This window comes from Synechococcus sp. 1G10, from assembly GCF_002252625.1.
Classification (GTDB): Bacteria; Cyanobacteriota; Cyanobacteriia; order PCC-6307; family Cyanobiaceae; genus Regnicoccus_A.
In genome coordinates this window covers 1-15,852 of sequence record NZ_NQKW01000020.1, presented here as the reverse complement: position 1 = coordinate 15,852, position 15,852 = coordinate 1, and the positions used below count along the sequence as shown (strand labels likewise).

Annotated in this window: 18 protein-coding genes; 8 read left to right on the top strand and 10 right to left on the bottom strand. The window is 66.1% G+C overall.

Going from position 1 to position 15,852, the window contains the following annotated elements; translation table 11 throughout:
• Positions 1-77: 77 nt before the first annotated feature.
• Complete coding sequence (locus tag CJZ82_RS13945) at positions 78-452, top strand: hypothetical protein (RefSeq protein ID WP_094556405.1); 375 nt, start codon at positions 78-80, stop codon at positions 450-452.
• Positions 453-484: 32 nt separating this feature from the next.
• On the opposite strand, the gene CJZ82_RS13940 is transcribed toward CJZ82_RS13945, so the two are convergent.
• From CJZ82_RS13940 to CJZ82_RS13910, 7 genes are all read right to left on the bottom strand, one after another.
• On the bottom strand, positions 485-973 hold the full coding sequence (locus CJZ82_RS13940) for a hypothetical protein (protein WP_143593677.1): 489 nt from the start codon (positions 971-973) through the stop codon (positions 485-487).
• A 39-nt stretch (positions 974-1,012) separates the two neighbouring features.
• Entirely contained in the window at positions 1,013-2,230 is a 1,218-nt protein-coding gene (locus tag CJZ82_RS13935; RefSeq protein ID WP_094556371.1) for an FAD-dependent oxidoreductase, read from the bottom strand.
• Positions 2,227-3,678 carry a phosphatidylserine/phosphatidylglycerophosphate/cardiolipin synthase family protein gene (locus tag CJZ82_RS13930; RefSeq protein ID WP_233130263.1) on the bottom strand — a complete coding sequence of 484 codons (1,452 nt, stop codon included), beginning with the start codon at positions 3,676-3,678 and terminating at the stop codon, positions 2,227-2,229. Before CJZ82_RS13930 ends, CJZ82_RS13935 begins: the two co-directional genes overlap by 4 nt.
• A 66-nt stretch (positions 3,679-3,744) precedes the next feature.
• Positions 3,745-3,918, bottom strand: a complete 174-nt coding sequence (locus CJZ82_RS18715; RefSeq protein WP_094556404.1) for a hypothetical protein — start codon at positions 3,916-3,918, stop codon at positions 3,745-3,747.
• Positions 3,918-5,030, bottom strand: a complete 1,113-nt coding sequence (locus CJZ82_RS13920; RefSeq protein WP_198949785.1) for a DUF4912 domain-containing protein — start codon at positions 5,028-5,030, stop codon at positions 3,918-3,920. Before CJZ82_RS13920 ends, CJZ82_RS18715 begins: the two co-directional genes overlap by 1 nt.
• A gap of 199 nt (positions 5,031-5,229) precedes the next feature.
• Positions 5,230-5,991 (bottom strand): phycobilisome rod-core linker polypeptide, encoded by a 762-nt coding sequence (locus CJZ82_RS13915; protein WP_094556368.1) that lies wholly within the window; start codon positions 5,989-5,991, stop codon positions 5,230-5,232.
• Positions 5,992-6,105: 114 nt separating this feature from the next.
• Positions 6,106-6,732 carry a phycobiliprotein lyase gene (locus tag CJZ82_RS13910; protein ID WP_094556367.1) on the bottom strand — a complete coding sequence of 209 codons (627 nt, stop codon included), beginning with the start codon at positions 6,730-6,732 and terminating at the stop codon, positions 6,106-6,108.
• 55 nt (positions 6,733-6,787) lie between these two features.
• On the opposite strand from CJZ82_RS13910, the gene CJZ82_RS13905 reads away from it, so the two are divergent.
• Positions 6,788-7,687, top strand: coding sequence for a DMT family transporter (locus CJZ82_RS13905; protein ID WP_233130257.1), 900 nt, complete (start codon positions 6,788-6,790; stop codon positions 7,685-7,687).
• On the opposite strand, the gene CJZ82_RS13900 is transcribed toward CJZ82_RS13905, so the two are convergent.
• Both CJZ82_RS13900 and sufR read right to left on the bottom strand, forming a co-directional pair.
• The gene (locus CJZ82_RS13900; RefSeq protein WP_094556365.1) at positions 7,653-8,042 is read right to left on the bottom strand and encodes a hypothetical protein; all 390 of its coding nucleotides are present in this window, start codon (positions 8,040-8,042) and stop codon (positions 7,653-7,655) included. The two genes, CJZ82_RS13905 and CJZ82_RS13900, sit on opposite strands and share 35 nt — an antisense overlap.
• Complete coding sequence (sufR, locus tag CJZ82_RS13895; protein ID WP_094556364.1) at positions 8,035-8,703, bottom strand: iron-sulfur cluster biosynthesis transcriptional regulator SufR; 669 nt, start codon at positions 8,701-8,703, stop codon at positions 8,035-8,037. The genes CJZ82_RS13900 and sufR overlap by 8 nt, the downstream gene beginning before the upstream one ends.
• 306 nt (positions 8,704-9,009) lie before the next feature.
• Here sufR and CJZ82_RS13890 point away from each other — a divergent pair, with 306 nt between their 5' ends.
• The 6 genes from CJZ82_RS13890 (at position 9,010) to CJZ82_RS13865 (ending at position 14,722) form a co-directional block, all read left to right on the top strand.
• Complete coding sequence (locus tag CJZ82_RS13890) at positions 9,010-9,381, top strand: ferredoxin-thioredoxin reductase catalytic domain-containing protein (RefSeq protein WP_094556363.1); 372 nt, start codon at positions 9,010-9,012, stop codon at positions 9,379-9,381.
• Positions 9,382-9,386: 5 nt separating this feature from the next.
• Positions 9,387-10,829 (top strand): Fe-S cluster assembly protein SufB, encoded by a 1,443-nt coding sequence (sufB, locus tag CJZ82_RS13885; protein WP_094556362.1) that lies wholly within the window; start codon positions 9,387-9,389, stop codon positions 10,827-10,829.
• Positions 10,830-10,908: 79 nt separating this feature from the next.
• The gene (sufC, locus tag CJZ82_RS13880; protein ID WP_094556361.1) at positions 10,909-11,697 is read left to right on the top strand and encodes a Fe-S cluster assembly ATPase SufC; all 789 of its coding nucleotides are present in this window, start codon (positions 10,909-10,911) and stop codon (positions 11,695-11,697) included.
• 11 nt (positions 11,698-11,708) lie between these two features.
• The gene (locus CJZ82_RS13875; protein ID WP_233130256.1) at positions 11,709-12,950 is read left to right on the top strand and encodes a SufD family Fe-S cluster assembly protein; all 1,242 of its coding nucleotides are present in this window, start codon (positions 11,709-11,711) and stop codon (positions 12,948-12,950) included.
• A 5-nt stretch (positions 12,951-12,955) separates the two neighbouring features.
• On the top strand, positions 12,956-14,311 hold the full coding sequence (locus CJZ82_RS13870) for a SufS family cysteine desulfurase (RefSeq protein WP_233130255.1): 1,356 nt from the start codon (positions 12,956-12,958) through the stop codon (positions 14,309-14,311).
• A gap of 15 nt (positions 14,312-14,326) precedes the next feature.
• Positions 14,327-14,722 carry a L,D-transpeptidase gene (locus CJZ82_RS13865; RefSeq protein ID WP_094556360.1) on the top strand — a complete coding sequence of 132 codons (396 nt, stop codon included), beginning with the start codon at positions 14,327-14,329 and terminating at the stop codon, positions 14,720-14,722.
• A gap of 218 nt (positions 14,723-14,940) precedes the next feature.
• Here the strand turns inward: CJZ82_RS13865 and CJZ82_RS13860 are convergent, their stop codons facing one another.
• Positions 14,941-15,651: a class I SAM-dependent methyltransferase gene (locus CJZ82_RS13860; protein WP_094556359.1), complete on the bottom strand. Its 711-nt coding sequence runs from the start codon at positions 15,649-15,651 to the stop codon at positions 14,941-14,943.
• Positions 15,652-15,852 lie beyond the last annotated feature (201 nt).

The window sequence follows — 15,852 nt, the reverse complement described above, 5'->3', positions numbered from 1 at the left end:
TAGCCCTGGACCCAGTTGCCACCTGCCAGGTCGCTGCCCACTGGCTAGCTTGCGCTCATTGCCTGATCTCCACGCCGATGGTCTTCCCTTCCTCCCGCTCGAGCAGGATCCAGGGGCTACTGCTGTCCCTGGTGGCCCTCAGCCTTGCTCCCGTCCAGGCCGGAGTGGTAGGCGCTGCGCCGGCCAAGCCGATGGCCCAGGCCATCAGTGTGACCCGGGAAGCGGCTACGGCCGTTCTCGAGAAATCAGGCACCTCAAGCTGCCTCACCGGCAAGCTCACCAATGCCCTGCTCAGCCTCTCCTCCAGCTGTGAGGCCGTTGGCGATCGCTCACCCATCTGTCAGTTGGCCAATCAGGCGGCAGTGACCACCGGCTGGTCGATGGATTTCATGGAGCGCACCTCCCAGGAGTTGCTGAAGCTCTCGGATACGCCCCTGGCCACAACCCCCTGAGCACTGAGCGGCCACTTGGCTTGGACCGCCACTCAGCGGCCGCCTGATCCAAACCCGAAGCCAGAACCGGATGGTCGAGCGCCACCCGAGCCCCCTGGCGCACCACTGGCTGCGGATCCAGGCCCACCTGCGCCGCCGGCCCCGTCCTTGGCTACGGGCTTGCTCACCGGCCGGCAGCTGCTGACCACCCGGTCCGCAGCGGCATTTATGCCGTCCCGCCGATTGAGGCTGTTGCTGGGGTCTGTCACGGCGATCTGCACCACTCCCCAGAGGGCGTCCTTGCAGAAGCCTGAGAGAAGGGGGTGATCCATCAGTGGATCCGCCAGCTTGCGGGCCCGATCACAGGTGGCGGAACTGTTCTCCCTGCCGCAGTCGAGGGCGGCCAGTTGCACCCGGCGCAGGGTCTCACTACTCGGGTAGATGGCCAGGCTGTCGTTGGCCTCGGCAGGGCTCCAGCCGAGGCCGGGCGCAGCGAGCATCACGGCGCTCAACAGCGTGGCGGCAAGGCTTGATCGGGCCATCAATGCACGGCAGCAACTACGTCTCATCATGGCGGCGGCTCATACCGTGAGCTGAACCGTGGCCAGACCCTGCCGCAGGGGTATCTGGCGCTGCCGCCAGGAGTGTCCGATGTGCTCCCCCAGCCATGGAGCCAGCTGCACCAGAGCACGGCGCAGCAGGGGCGATCGACGCAGCAGCTGGGCCTGGCGTGCCTCCTGCTGCTGCAGGGTCTGGGCTCGCTGGATCTCCGGCAAGCGCTCGGCCTGGATCTGCTCCAGGCTGGCGTCGATGGCTGCGGTATTTCCTGCCATCAGGGGGGCGAGGAGCTGGTTGGCGGCCACGACCGCGTCGCGCAGGGCCATGTTGATCCCCTGGGCCCGGATCGGACTCATCGGGTGGGCGGCATCGCCCAGCAGCAGCAGGCCGGGGCGGTGCCAGCGGCGGCAGCAGCCCACCTGAACCGAGAGCTTCAGCGGTGCGCTGATCGCTGCGGCCACCTGGCGCAGGTGATCGGCCAGCCAGTCGGGGGCCATGGCCGCAAAAGCTTCGCCCCAGGCCTGGGGGCTGCGCTCGATCCGCTCGCCAGGGCTGAGCACCCAGCCCAGCTGCAGCTCCCCAGGCAGGGCGCCATGAAAAATGCTGCAGGCACTCCCGTCTTCACCCAGCAGCATGGTGAAGACGTTGTCGCTCTCAAAGCGCGGGTGGCTGGGAAGGCGGAACCAGAGCAGGTCGATGGGGCTGCTCTGGCGCTCGAGCTCCAGGCCCGAGCGCTGCCGTACCAGCGAGGAGCGGCCGTCGCTGGCTACCACCAGGGATGCCGCAAGCCGGCTTCCATCGCTGAGCACGACCCCGGCGATGCGGCCCTCGGCCTCGATCAGATCCACCACCGCCAGACCCTGCCTCCATTGGAAGCCGCTGGCGCGGCTGGCCCGCTCCAGCAGGCCCTCCAGCAGCGCCGGCTGAGAGATCAGCGTGCAGGGTCGCTGGCCCTCCAGCGGTTCCTCGACCCTGAACAGCTCCCGGCGGTGCAGCTGGAACGACCAGGCGCTCAGGGGCCGCTGGGGCAGGCGGGCCAGCAAGGGGCCGCAACCCATGGCCTCCAGAGCCGCCAGGCCCGATGGCATCAGCCCCTCGCCCCGGAACTGGCGTTGGAAATCCCGCGCTGCTTCCACCAGAGTCACCGTCACCCCCCGCTCAGCCAGCAGCATCGCCAGCGACGTTCCCGCGGGGCCAGCCCCCACGATCACGACGGGCTGGGAGTCTGGGGCTGTGGTCATGGCTGCTGCGCTGTGGCGGCCAGTGGCCGCGGTGTGCCTTGGCCGCAGGTCTGGCGGGTCCGCTCCAGCTTGCGCCGCAGCCGGGACGTGATTCCCAGCTCCGCTCCCTGCCACATCCGGTCTTGTTCACGGCTGAAGTGGGCTGCCAGCTGGGGCGACTCCACGATCATCAGGGTTTCATCGTTGCCGTGGGCGGCGGATGGGCTCCAGTTGAACGAACCGGTGATCACGGTCTTGCCATCCACCACGGCGAACTTGTGGTGCAGCTTGTCGCCGCGGGCCAGGCGGGGCGTGCCTACCCCGGTGATCGGTTGCTGCCAGGGGCTGTTGCCCTGCTCCAGTTTGCAGAAGCGATCCGGCATCGAGACCCCCAGCAGATCGAGCACCTCCGAAAAGCTGCGGCTGGCAAAGCCGGGATCGGCCAGCAGCCGGATCGCCACCCCCTGCTGCCGCAGCTCGGCGAGGCGGTCGGCCAGTCCCTGGGCTGAGAAGACGAACAGGCTGAGATCCAGCCGTTGCTGGGCCAGGGCCAGGCGCTGATCGAGCAGCAGAAGGCCATGGTTGGGATCCTTGCGGCGGTGGGGAGCGAAGAGCACCTCGACCCGGGTGGGCCCCACCATCACAGCCTGCACGGGCCCTTCCTGCTTGGCGATGCCGAAGCGGCTGTCGGCAAGGCCGCCGGGGCCATCCCCCCACATCCGGTTGAATTCCTTGCTGAACAGCGCAGCGAGGTCCTGGCTCTCGAAGCGCAGCAGGTGGTTGACGTTGCCCCGGGTGCGGCGGTCGTCGGGATCGCCGTGGACGCAGGAGGGGGTGAAATTGGTGGAGCCTGTCACGACCCAGCGCTGGTCCACCACCATGAATTTGTGGTGCATCAGACCGCTGCCCGCACTGCCGTCGGCGGTGTCGTCGATCAGGGGAATGCCACCCCGTTGCAGGATGCGGACGGCATCGCCCCGGTCGCGCTCGCTGGCGCTCAGGTGTCCGTCGCGGTTGGTGTCGGCCAGGGCCAGCAGCTGGCGGTGGCGCCCGAGCTGGTGAGAACTCAGCCCCGCTGGCAGCTGCTCACTGAAGGGAGTGCTGTAGGTGTTCTCGAGGATCACGAGGACGCGCACCCCCCGCCGCTTGCGCTCCACCAGGGCTTCGGCAACCCTGGGCAGGGAGAGTTCCTGCACGGCCACCAGGATGTCGCTCTCGGCCCGCTCGATCGTCTCGAGCAGGAACTGCTCAAGGTTGTCGCCGCTGCGGCGCTCGCCGCTGATCGGACTGCGGTAGTGGCGGTCGCCGCGATGATTGAAGGCCACCTCCACCCCTGCCGGCAGGGGCAGATCCGGCGGGGGGGAGCCCAGGATGCGGGCGGTGGCGGAGCAACCGCCAAGACCGAGCGCGGAAAGGCAGGAGATCAGGGCGACCGCCCGTGCCTGGTTGGCGGGTAGGACGTCTGACAGGGGGCTCACGGACGGCGCGTTGCGACTGCCCTGAGCATTCCCCGCTATGGGGAAGTTGGTCTGGCCTCAGTGGTGGCCTGGCATCTCAGCGGTGCGCAGCATCACAACGAACCAGAGGGTGCTCACAAGGACGGCCATGCCCACGGCCGTGCCGATGCCCACTTTGACCATCAGCACTGGCACCAGGAAAGGCAGGGCGAGCGTGCCGGCCAGGGGGGTGAGGGCGACGAAGGTGCGCATCAGAACCATTCCGCCACAGCTTGGCTGGCGGGATTGCTGTGGTCTTCAGGGGTGGTGCGCTCGAACTTGAGGGTGATGCTGCGCTTCTGCTCGCCATCGGCGGCCACTGCCTGGATGGGATAGAGCTGCTGGCCGTCGCGGAAGGGCACCTGCACGCGGAAGGTGCCGTCGGGAGAGAGGGGCACGGCTTCATCGCCGATCGTGAGTTTGGCGGTCGGATCGGTGGCGCCATAGACGATCAGCTCGGCATCGGCCACAAGCCAGAAGGAACGCTGGCGGGGCGCCACACCACCGATACCTGATTCGTTGCGGCCACTGGCCCAGAGGCCGATTCCTGAATCGTGGAGACTGCGCAGGCCTGCGGCGGAGTCAGAGTCTTCGAGCTCATGGAAGGCTTCGGAACCGCGGCCGAAATGCTTCCAGCGCACTGTGGCGGTCTGATAGAGGCGCTCATGCAGGCCACTGTCGACTCCTGGGGCCGCGTGGGGACCGCTCTGGGGATAGGAGGTGGCCAGGGTTGTGTCGCTGGGGGCCGCTTCAAGCGAGAAGGGGACGAACTGATCGAGGATCTGCTCGCTGGGATGCAGGGAAGGTACCCGGGCTATGGCTGAGAAACCCAGGGAGAGCCAGCCACCACCGTGCTTGCGGTACCCCAGCTCCACACGGTAATCGCGGTCGCTCAGGGGAACGGGCAGGTACCACTCGGTGGCATGGCTGTCGACGGGAACCTCCTGGAGCGTGTGTGGGTGAGCCGCGCCGGATGGCAATCCGGTCACATCGGCGACACGAAGGCAGAGCTGGCCAGCACCGTCCTCGATGGCCTTGATGCGATCGGCTTCGGCGATTTCCCAGAAGACATAAGCCCACTGGGGATCCCTTGGCAGGAACACAACCTTGGTTTCAGCCTCTGGCCGCGGCGCTGCAGTGAAGCCTGCCTCCAGGATCTCCAGGCTTGGCGCGGAGGCGCCAGTTGGCATCACTGGCTCGCTGAGAGATCGTTCCCCTTCGCCCTTGGAGCTCTGGATCTCGTTCAGCAGCTCCTCCTTGGTTTTGCGGCTGTAGAGGCTCACACCGAGGTCGCTGGCGATCTGGCGGAGCTGACGCAGGGTCATGCGAGCTAAGGACGAGAGAGCCTGAGTCACCGTTTCTCCGGATTTCGTTTGGGATCAGTTTGGGGTCAATCCTGCTGATCTCAGCCATCCAGCCGTCCTCCGTCAGCAACAGCTGACTGGACCTCCGCTGGATGGCCATGAAAAAACGGCGGGGTGAGCCGCCGTTACTGAGGGAGTTTTGGGTTGCAAACCGCTGAACTCAGCGGCCCACGCTGCGGTAAGGGACCTTGGAGAGGTAATCCATGCTGGTGTTGCCCGACGACGCGGCTCCGGTGCGCATGGCAGGCAGGGAACGTACCCAGGGCAGGTAGTCCTCGGGGAAGCCACCGCGACGCTGACGTGCTCTTGTGGGCAGGGATTTGACGGAGCCGGTGTAAACAATCTGGGGGAATCCCAGGATGCTTCGGTAGTAGGCCTCGTAGCGCGGCGAGGTGATGTTGAAGGGGGTTTCGCCCACTTCACGGGATCCCACCACGCGGTTGCGGTGGTAAGGCACGGTGTCGTAGCCAAAATTCTCGAGATACTCGTCGCTGTCGAGGATCTGATCCACGGCGCCGGCCACGCCCTTGGTCATGATCACAGCCGACCAAGCGATTTCTTCAGCTTTTCCGTACACCTGGCGACCCAGCAGTTTCTCCACCAGATGGCGGGCCACCCGGTAGTTGCTGTTCAGGTTGTAGAAGCTGCGCGTGAAGGTATCCGAGAGGCAGAGGGCCCGGATGAAATCACGCACAGTGATCTGGCCATCGCGCAGCTGCGATTCCAGAATCGTGTCGCGGTCGACCTTGAAGGCGTGGAAGAAAATCTGACGGTATGCCGATTCGATCACCACGTTCTGGGCGTTGCGATCAAAGGCCTTGTCAAGCGAGACGCCTTTCGGATCCTCGTCAGAGCCCACGCGGAAAGCCTTCACTCGAGAGTTCTGGCTGGTGGGTGCGTACTTCAGAAGCGGGATCGCCACGCGAACATCGTCATCCGTCGCTGTGGATCGTAGAAGTCAGCCCCGATCGAACCCCGCCCGGGGCGGCAGGGCTCACAGTCCGTAATGTTTGACAGGCCTGCAGGGGCACGCTCCTCACCAGCCGAAGGCTGAAACCAGTGGCCTGCGGGAGGCCTCCGATGCGACTGCGGCGCCATCGTCTGAGCCTTCGGTTTCGCTTTCGCCGTCGATGGTCAGGCAGCGGCTTTCCATGCAGAAGGAGGCGGTGTTGGAGAGCCCCTCCACCGTGCTGGTGCGCAGGCGCAGATTCGGGTTGGGAAACCAGAAGCGCTCCAGGCTGCTCATCGTTTCGTAGGCCGTGGTAAGCAGCAGGCCATCGCGCTCATCCATGCGGAAGTGCCCCGCCACCGGAGCGGTCTCCGCGTAGCCCCGGTCGCGCAACAGCAATCCCGCGCGCCCTGAGGCGTCGGTGGGGATCAGGCCGAACACCGACTCCCCCTGGTGCGCTTCACCGGCCTTGTCCCAGGCCATCGAGCCGTTCCAGCGCACCTGGCAGCCCCCCACCAGGCCCGCGGGGTCCTGGCCGTGCAGTTCGGCGATCGCCTGGAGGCGCGGGTCGCTGGCCTCCACCTCCGTGACGTCGATCAAAGACCCGCCGGCCTCGGCGCGCCTGTGCAACAGGTGGTGGCTGGTGCGCTGGGAGCGCCAGCGGCCGCAGCTGAGCCGGAAGAAACTGAGGGCATCGGAGATCGGAACGCTCACGGGGGCAGCACGGCTGTAGCGATGATCGCAACTCCCTCACCCCAGCCGTTGCCCGGTGGCCACAACGGGAGTCGTGGCGGCCCTGGCCGCAGCCCTCTGCTGGGCAATCTCCAGCAGCCTCTGGCGGCGGTTGCCCACCTCCTTGAGCGCCGTTCAGCTCAACCTGGTCAAGAACCTGATTGCGGTGGGCCTCCAGTTGCCGTTTCTGCTTCTGGGGGGCTGGCTGGTCTCCCCCCTGGCGCTGATGCTGCTCCTGGCCAGCGGCGTGGTCGGGATCGCGATGGGGGACAGCCTCTACTTTGCGGCCCTGCGCCGGCTGGGGACGCGCCGCACCCTCACCCTCGAGGCGGGTGGTCCGGCGCTGTCGCTGTTGGGCGGGGCCCTGTTTCTGGCCGAGTTGCCCAGCTGGCACCAGGGGCTTGGGGTGGCGCTGATCTGCCTTTCGGTGGCGCTGGTGGCCCGTCAGCCGTCCCCGGCCGGGGGGGCTGACGTCGTGCCCCTGGCCCCGGGGGGGCAGCGGCTGGGCCTGATGCTGGCCCTGGCCGCCCTGGTCTGCGGCAGTGCCGGTGCCCTGCTCTCAAGAGCGGCTCTGCGTGATTCGGATCTGCCGCCGCTGCAGTCGGCCACCCTGCGCCTGGCGGCGGCGGCCATCGTGATGTTGCCGTTGCTGCGGCATCTGCCTCCCCCGGGCATGCGCCCGCGGCCGCTGCGGCTGCGCTGGCCCCTGGTGCTGCTCGCCACTTTGCTGGGCACCAGTGCCGGCATCGTGCTGCAACAGACGGCCCTCCAGCACCTGCCGGCAGGCCTGGCCGTGGCCCTGCTGGCCACCGCTCCGGTGCTGGCCCTGCCCCTTGCGAGGCTGGAGGGGGACCGGCCAGGCCTGAGGGGGTTGCTGGCGGCGGTGCTGGCCCTGGCCGGGGTCAGCCTGGTGGTTGGACTGGGCTGGCGAGGCTGAGCCGGGTTCTGGCTGCAGCCTCCGCCCAGGCGATCAGGTCACCGATCTCGAGGGAGAGGGGTTCGCAGTCCAGGCTGATCGCCAGCTCCTGCAACTGCAGGGCGGCACATTCCAGCTGGCTGAGGAACACCTGCTGAAAGTCGGGATCGGCAGCCAGGGAGCCGTGCCGGGCGACCCAGGCGAGCAGGGCGGGGCGGGGAGGCAGGGGACCGCAACGGCTGTCGGCGGCCTCCTGCAGGGTGCGCAGGCAGTGGGCCAGCAGGCGCAGGTGGTGGCGCTCGAGGCTGGGGAGCAGGGACGCCTCAATGGCGGTCAGGTCGTCGCTGGCTAGGGGGCCGGCCTGGGGCTCAGCCATCCTGGGAGAACTGGGAAGATCCGCCGTTGTCAGGGGTGATGCGGAATCCGCACGAGTGGCCTGCTTCGAGACGCCAGTGCACCCGCTCCACGCTGCAGTCGGGGAAGGTGTGGCGCATCTGTTGCAGTTCCTGGTCGCACAGCACCGGGAACTGTTCAGCCAGGCGGGAAACGGAGCAGTGGAATTCGCTCATGCACCAGGAGAGCCCGTCGGGCTCGGGGTGGCAGTCGCTCACATAGCCCTCGCTGCAGCGCAGCTCCACCAGCCGCTCCAGCCGCTCAGGCAGGGAGCCTGTGCCGATCTGCCGCCGGTAGTCGAGCGCTTTGGCAATGGCCTGCTGGCGCAGGAGGGTCTGAACGGTGTCGGCCGGCAGGCTGTCGGCCAGAGAAGTGAGCAGACCCAGGGCGAAGTGCTCGCTGCCGTTGGGGAACTGGTCGTGGCCTGCAGGGGTTAGGTGCCAGTGATTGCTTGGGCGCCCGGGGCCTTCGCCGCTGGAGCTGCTGGCCACCAGGCCATCGTCTTCGAGGCTGCGCAGATGGCGGCGCATCACCTGCACCGACACTCCCAGAAGCTCGGCGAGCTGAGCAGCGGTGGCCTCTCCCTGGCGCAGAAGGAGGGCCAGGGCTGCTTCTCGGGTTGGTGCCTGGGTGGAGGCGCTCATCGGACACTCAGCCCGGTTCGTCTGGTCGCGAACCTTCTCCACACATTGCCACGCTCTTTCAGGTGTTGTGGCAAGGGGCAGTTCAGAATGGTGCCAGCCCCCATCGCCAGCTCGGCTGCCCTAGGGTTATGAGTAACGAAACGATTGAGTTTCGTAATTCAATCGCGCCTTCAACCCGGCTCGATGACCCTCCTGGGGAATCTCGCCAGCCTCCCGCAGCCGAGCTGCTGCCGGGTTCTGTTTCCACCCTCCCGCTGCCTGGGTGCTCCGCTCCGGCCTCGGTGACTCCCTCGTTGTTCTGAATTCATGTCCGACGCCCCCTCCGCCACGGCCGCCCCCAGCAGCGAGAGCCTGGAGTTGATCCGGCGTTTCGCCGAGGCTTACGCCAAGCGGACCGACACCTACTTCTGCAGTGATCCCGGGGTGACGGCGGTGGTGCTCGAAGGGCTGGCGCGCCACAAGGAGCAGCTGGGCGCGGCTCTCTGTCCCTGTCGCCACTACGAGGACAAGCAGGCCGAAGCGGAGCAGGCCTTCTGGAACTGCCCCTGCGTGCCGATGAGGGAGCGTAAAGAGTGCCACTGCATGCTTTTTCTCACCGAAGACAACCCCTTCCGTTGTGAGCAGCAGAGCATCAGTCTCGAGGAGATCAAAACCCATACCCAACCCCCTGCCGCCTGAATGCCATGAGCAGCTCCACCAGCGTCGGCGATCTTGTCAGCCAACCCTATAAATACGGGTTCGTCACCGACATCGAAACTGACAAGATCGATAAGGGTCTCAGCGAAGATGTCGTGCGGCTGATCTCCTCAAAGAAGGACGAACCGCAGTTTCTGCTTGATTTCCGTCTGCGGGCTTACCAGCAGTGGCTGCGCATGGAGGAGCCTGACTGGGCCGCCTTGAGGCATCCGCCGATCGATTATCAGGAGATGATCTATTACGCCGCACCCCGTCAGCAGGAGAAAAAGGCGAGTTTAGATGAGGTGGACCCAAAGCTGCTGGAAACCTTTGAAAAGCTCGGTATTCCCCTCAGCGAACAGAAGCGGCTGAGCAATGTGGCTGTCGATGCTGTTTTCGACAGCGTTTCGATCGCCACCACCTACCGCGAGAAGCTTGCCGAGCACGGCGTCATCTTCTGCTCGATCAGTGAGGCCGTCAAAGATCACCCCGAGCTGATCGAGCGTTACCTCGGCACTGTGGTGCCCAGCAACGACAACTTCTTCGCGGCCCTCAATTCCGCCGTTTTCAGTGACGGTTCCTTCGTGTTCATTCCGAAGGGTGTGAAGTGCCCGATGGAGCTCTCCACCTATTTCCGTATCAACTCCGGTGATACCGGTCAGTTCGAGCGCACCTTGATTGTGGCTGAGGAAGGCGCTTCCGTGAGCTATCTGGAAGGCTGTACCGCCCCGATGTTTGACACCAATCAGCTGCATGCTGCGGTGGTGGAGCTGGTGGCGCTCGACGATGCCTCGATCAAGTACTCCACCGTTCAGAACTGGTATGCAGGTGATGAGAATGGTGTAGGCGGCATCTACAACTTCGTGACCAAGCGCGGTCACTGTCGCGGTGACCGCAGCCACATCAGCTGGACCCAAGTGGAAACCGGTTCAGCGATCACCTGGAAATATCCCAGTTGTGTCCTCCAGGGGGCACATTCGGTGGGTGAGTTCTATTCCGTGGCCCTCACCAACAATCGCCAGCAAGCCGACACCGGCACCAAGATGGTGCATGTCGGCCCTCACACCCGCTCCACGATCGTGAGCAAGGGCATCAGCGCTGGCCATTCCTCCAACAGCTACCGCGGTCTGGTGCAGATCGGCCCCAAGGCTCGCGGTGCCCGTAATTACAGCCAGTGCGATTCAATGCTGATCGGTGATCAGGCGGCCGCTAACACCTACCCCTACATCCGCTCACAACAACCCGAAGCCAGCGTGGAGCATGAGGCGAGCACCTGCCGCATCTCCGCCGACCAGCTCTTCTATCTTCAGAGCCGGGGTATCGGCTTCGAGGAAGCCGTGTCGATGATGGTGAGCGGCTTCTGCCGGGATGTGTTCAACCAGCTGCCGATGGAATTCGCGGCTGAGGCCGACAAGCTCCTTGCTCTCAAGCTGGAGGGTTCGGTGGGCTGACCACCCCGGCCTTGTCCAACAGATTCTGCTCTCCTGGAGCGTCGCTCCTTCCCTTGTCTTTTCCCTTGTTTCGTCTGCTGTGATTCGCCCCGACGCCGATACCCTCCTCGAGATCGTTGACCTTCACGCCCGCGTCGAGGACAAGCCGATCCTCAAGGGCGTCAATCTCACGATCAAAGCCGGAGAGATCCATGCGGTGATGGGCCGTAACGGCAGCGGCAAGAGCACCCTCTCCAAGGTGCTGGCCGGCCACCCCGCTTACACCGTCACCGGCGGCAGCGTGCGCTATCGCGGCGCCGACCTGCTCAATCTCGAACCGGAGCAGCGGGCCCGGCTGGGGCTGTTCCTGGGGTTTCAGTACCCCGTTGAGATTCCAGGGGTGAGCAATCTCGAGTTCCTGCGGGTGTCCACCAATGCCCGCCGCATGGAGAAAGGCGAGGAGGAGCTCGACACTTTCGCCTTTGAGGACCTGGTGCGTGAGCGACTGCAGGTGGTGCAGATGGATCCTGCCTTTCTGGAACGCAGCGTCAACGAGGGCTTCTCTGGCGGCGAGAAGAAGCGCAACGAGATCCTGCAGATGGCTCTGCTCGATCCGCTGGTTGCGATCCTCGATGAAACCGATTCCGGCCTCGACATCGACGCCCTGCGGATCGTGGCTGGCGGTGTGAATCACCTGGCCAGTCCTGAAAACGCCACCTTGCTGATCACCCACTACCAGCGTCTGCTGGATGTGATCACCCCTGACTACGTCCATGTGATGGCGGGTGGCCGCATCCTGCGCACTGGCGGCAAGGAGCTGGCGCTGGAGCTGGAAGATCGTGGCTATGACTGGGTCGATCAGGAGCTGGCCGTGCTGGAGGTGGCTTGATGGTGGCTGCGATGTCCAACTCCGCGGCTGTGGCAGCTTCCACCTGGGTGACAAGTTTCCTGGAGCGTTTGCCTGCTCCTGCCGGTGAGCTCGAAGCGGTGCAATGGCGCGGCCGGGAAGCCCTATCCCGCCAGCCGCTGCCTTCCCGCCGCCAGGAAGACTGGCGCTTCACCGACCTCGCCCCGCTCACGGCACTGGCCCCGGCCCCCGCATCCTCCAGTGCCCAGGGCAGCTGGCCTGCGCCTGCGGCCGATGTGTTCCGCCTCTGGCTCGATGATTCAGATGATCTCCTGAACGGCCAGAGCCTGCCAGCCGGCCTTGGGCTTCTCAGCTCTGATGAGGTGCAGCAGGCGCTGGGTCACACCCTGGCCGCCTGCAACTGTGAGCAACACTGGCCCGTGGAGTTGAACCAGGCCAGCGCCACCCGGGTGCTGGCGCTGCGGGTGAGTGGTGCGGTGGCCCCAACCCTGGAGCTGGTGAGCCAGGCCGCTGAAGACAGTGTGATGCGCCCCGTGCGGGTGTTGTTGTTGCTGGAGGAGAAGGCCAGCCTGGAGGTGCTGCAGATCCAGCTCGGCTCAGCTTGCAGTCTCTCGAGCCTGGTGATGGAGGCCCATCTGGGCCGCGAATCCACGCTGCGTCATGGTCTCTTGGCGCTGGGTGAGGGTCAGGCCTGTTTCCTGGGCCACCTGGCGGTGGAGCAGGAGCCCCGCAGTCACCTTGAGTCGGTGTGGGCCAGCCATGGCTGGGCGCTCTCGCGCTTCGAGCCCCGTGTGGTGCAGGTGGATGGCGAAGCCACCACCACCCTCAAAGCCCTGCAGGTGGCTGGCGGCCAGCAGGTGGTGGATACCCACAGCCGGGTCGAATTCCGTGGCCCCGAAGGCCAGCTCGATCAGCTTCACAAAGCCATCGCCGATGACCGCGGCCGCAGCGTTTTCAACGGGGCAGTGAAGGTGCCCCGGGCCGCCCAGCGCACCAATGCCTCCCAGCTCAGCCGTAACTTGCTGCTCTCCAACCAGGCCCGGATCGACACCAAGCCGGAGCTGGAGATCGTGGCCGACGACGTGCGCTGCGCCCACGGCGCCACCGTGAGCCGGCTCCAGACCGACGAACTGTTCTATCTGCAGAGTCGGGGCCTCTCGGCGGCGGTGGCCGCTGGACTGCTCAAGCGCGGCTTCTGCGAGGAGGTGCTGCGGGCCCTGCCTGCCGCTGCGGCTGCCTGGAGGCCGCTGCAGCGAATGCTGGGGGAGGGCTGATCACGATGCCTTACACCACCTCCGCTCCTGTGTCCACGCCCGCCGAGCTGGTGGTCGACGGCCCTCTGACGCAATCTGGCCATCAGGCTGGCACCGAATCAGGCCCTGCAGCCGGTCCCGAGGATCTGGCCGCTCTCACCCGTTCTGATTTCCCGCTGCTGGCGGATCAGGCCTGCCTTGGGCAGCCCCTGATCTACCTCGATCACGCCGCCACCAGTCAGAAGCCCCGGGCGGTGCTCGATGCTCTGCAGCGCTACTACCGCCACGACAACGCCAACGTGCACCGGGGCGCCCACCAGCTCAGTGCACGAGCCACTGATGCCTTCGAGGGAGCCCGCGACAAGACCGCCCGCTTCATCGGCGCCGCCACGCCCCGGGAGATCGTCTTCACCCGCAATGCCACTGAGGCGATCAACCTGGTGGCTCGCAGCTGGGGAGACGCCTTCCTGCGCCCGGGCGATGAGATCGTGCTCACGGTGATGGAGCACCACAGCAACCTGGTGCCCTGGCAGCAACTGGCTGCGCGCACGGGGGCCCGTTTGCGCCACGCCGGCCTCACCGCCAGCGGTGAACTGGATCTGGAGGATCTGCGCGATCAGATCAATGAGCGCACCCGGCTGGTGAGCGTGGTGCAGATCAGCAACACGCTCGGCTGTCACAACCCGATCGGCGCGATCGCCGAGCTCACCCATGCCGCCGGAGCTCTGCTGCTGGTGGATGCCTGCCAGAGCCTGCCGCATCTGCCGGTGAACGTTCAGACCCTGGGCGCTGATTTTCTGGTGGGTTCGTCCCATAAGCTCTGCGGCCCCACGGGCATGGGCTTCCTCTGGGCGCGGGAGTCGCTGCTGGAGGCGATGCCGCCTTTCCTGGGCGGTGGCGAAATGATTCAGGACGTCTACCTGGATCACAGCACCTGGGCTGAGCTGCCCCACAAGTTCGAGGCGGGTACACCGGCGATCGGTGAGGCCGTGGGCATGGGTGCCGCCATCGATTATCTCAATGCACTCGGGCTTGATCGCATCCATGCCTGGGAGCAGCGGCTCACCGCCCATCTGTTCGAGCGGCTACAGGCGATCGAAGGCCTCAGAGTGCTGGGCCCCACCCCCCAGCAGCAGCCCGACCGTGGCGCCCTCGCCGCCTTCGTGGTGGAGGGATTGCACGCCAATGACATCTCAGCCTTGCTGGATGCCAGCGGCATCTGCATCCGCAGCGGCCATCACTGCACCCAGCCCCTGCATCGCCACTACGGAATCAGTGGTTCAGCCCGCGCCAGCCTCAGCTTCACCACCACCCTTGAGGAGATCGATCGCTTCGCTGAAGAGCTGGCCAGCACCGTGGCCTTCCTGCGGGAGCACAGCTGAGGCGCGTTTCCATTGATGCTGGAACTCGTGGCGGCGCTGCTGGTCGATCTCTCCGAGCAGAAGCTCTATGCCTACGACGACCAGCAACGGCTGCTCTATGCGGCCTTGGTCTCGACGGGGCTTCCTGGTATGTCAACCCCCACGGGACGCTTTCAGATCGGCAGCAAGTACAGCGAAACGCCGCTGGTGGGGGCCGATTACCGCATCCCCGCCGTGCCGAATGTGATGTGTCTCAGCGGTGGCGGCCTCGCTCCCGATCGCCTCTGCCTCCACCCGGCCCCCTGGCAGGAGAGGGCCGGGCAGTGCTTCGGTGTGGCCCGCAGCCACGGCTGCATCCGCACCACGGGTGCAACGGCCCGCTGGCTGTTTCAGCGCACGGCCTTGGGCACACCGGTTGAGATCCGGCCCTGAGCGGATTCAGCGCTGCGTAGGGCAGCGCTTCCGGACGAACGGCTTGTCCTGGTCTGGCCCCCGGCATGGGTGACGTCGGTGAGGGTGGACTGGTCGGGTGAGAGGAGCAACCGGCGCAGGTTCAGCCAGGTCTTGCCCTCCCCTCCCCGGCCAGTGCGGCGATCCATTCCCCGCGGAAGCCGGCGGCGGTCGCGTTGGCACTGGCTCTGGCCTATCCCTCAACGTATCGGGGTGAGCATGGCCAGGGCTTCAGCGTGGTGGGCTCCCTGCCAGAGCCAGTGCCACCGCCAGCCGCAGTCTTCGGCGCTGCGCTGGATGGCCTCACGATCGGCCGGGTCGTCGAACTGGCTTAGGTGGTCGATCACCTGCTGCTGCTGCTCGGGCTCCAGGGGGTTCCAGCCGCTGCGGATCCGATCCACGTAGCGCGCCACGTAGGCCGCGCGCGCTTCCCCCGGCTCGCGGAACACATCAGCCCAGAGCAGGAGTCCGCCCGGCGCCAGATGACGGCGACAGAGCTCCAGAAACTTCGACTTGTTTTCGTCGTTGAGGTGGTGAAGGGCGAAGGCGGAATGGAGCAGATCGACCGGTTCGGGTTCGGGCTCCGCTTCGGCCCAGGCCAGCAGATCCTGCTCCCGCCACTGGCAGGGGTAGGAGACGGGGCCAAGCGCTGCCGCCGCCCGCGGCAGCACCGGGGCGGAGAGATCCAGGCCCAGGTAGGAGCCCAGCGGCAGGTGGCGCAGCACTGGGGCCAGCAGGCCGAGGTCGCCGCAGCCGAGATCCACCATGCGTGCGCCCGGTGCCCCTGCCGGCCGTGCGGCCAGCCAGCCCTCGATCGCCGCCGTGGTGGCCGTCGATAGCGCCTGATGCTCCATCAGGTCGTGGTCGACAACCCGGCGGTAGGTGCTCCATTGACGGTCAAAGAAGTCCATGACTGAGGCTGGGGAGCCGATGGGGCCTGTCGCCGATCCTGCGGCGAGCGTAGGCGGATTGGCGTGGGAACCCTTCACGCAGGTTGCCCAACCCCTGTTCATGGCAGGGCTGACTGAAAGTACATTCATCCCGTCTCCGCCAGGCTGATGCCGACCCAGCCAAGCATTCGGCTGATGTCATGCGCCACGGCCATCAGGCCA

Coding starts and splice junctions, on each gene's coding strand:
- CJZ82_RS13945 (WP_094556405.1), top strand. CDS start 78: ATGGTCTTCCCTTCCTCCCGCTCGAGCAGGATCCAGGGGCTACTGCTG.
- CJZ82_RS13940 (WP_143593677.1), bottom strand. CDS start 973: ATGGCCCGATCAAGCCTTGCCGCCACGCTGTTGAGCGCCGTGATGCTC.
- CJZ82_RS13935 (WP_094556371.1), bottom strand. CDS start 2,230: ATGACCACAGCCCCAGACTCCCAGCCCGTCGTGATCGTGGGGGCTGGC.
- CJZ82_RS18715 (WP_094556404.1), bottom strand. CDS start 3,918: ATGCGCACCTTCGTCGCCCTCACCCCCCTGGCCGGCACGCTCGCCCTG.
- CJZ82_RS13920 (WP_198949785.1), bottom strand. CDS start 5,030: ATGACCCTGCGTCAGCTCCGCCAGATCGCCAGCGACCTCGGTGTGAGC.
- CJZ82_RS13900 (WP_094556365.1), bottom strand. CDS start 8,042: ATGGCTGAGCCCCAGGCCGGCCCCCTAGCCAGCGACGACCTGACCGCC.
- sufR (WP_094556364.1), bottom strand. CDS start 8,703: ATGAGCGCCTCCACCCAGGCACCAACCCGAGAAGCAGCCCTGGCCCTC.
- CJZ82_RS13890 (WP_094556363.1), top strand. CDS start 9,010: ATGTCCGACGCCCCCTCCGCCACGGCCGCCCCCAGCAGCGAGAGCCTG.
- sufB (WP_094556362.1), top strand. CDS start 9,387: ATGAGCAGCTCCACCAGCGTCGGCGATCTTGTCAGCCAACCCTATAAA.
- CJZ82_RS13875 (WP_233130256.1), top strand. CDS start 11,709: ATGTCCAACTCCGCGGCTGTGGCAGCTTCCACCTGGGTGACAAGTTTC.
- CJZ82_RS13870 (WP_233130255.1), top strand. CDS start 12,956: ATGCCTTACACCACCTCCGCTCCTGTGTCCACGCCCGCCGAGCTGGTG.
- CJZ82_RS13865 (WP_094556360.1), top strand. CDS start 14,327: ATGCTGGAACTCGTGGCGGCGCTGCTGGTCGATCTCTCCGAGCAGAAG.
- CJZ82_RS13860 (WP_094556359.1), bottom strand. CDS start 15,651: ATGGACTTCTTTGACCGTCAATGGAGCACCTACCGCCGGGTTGTCGAC.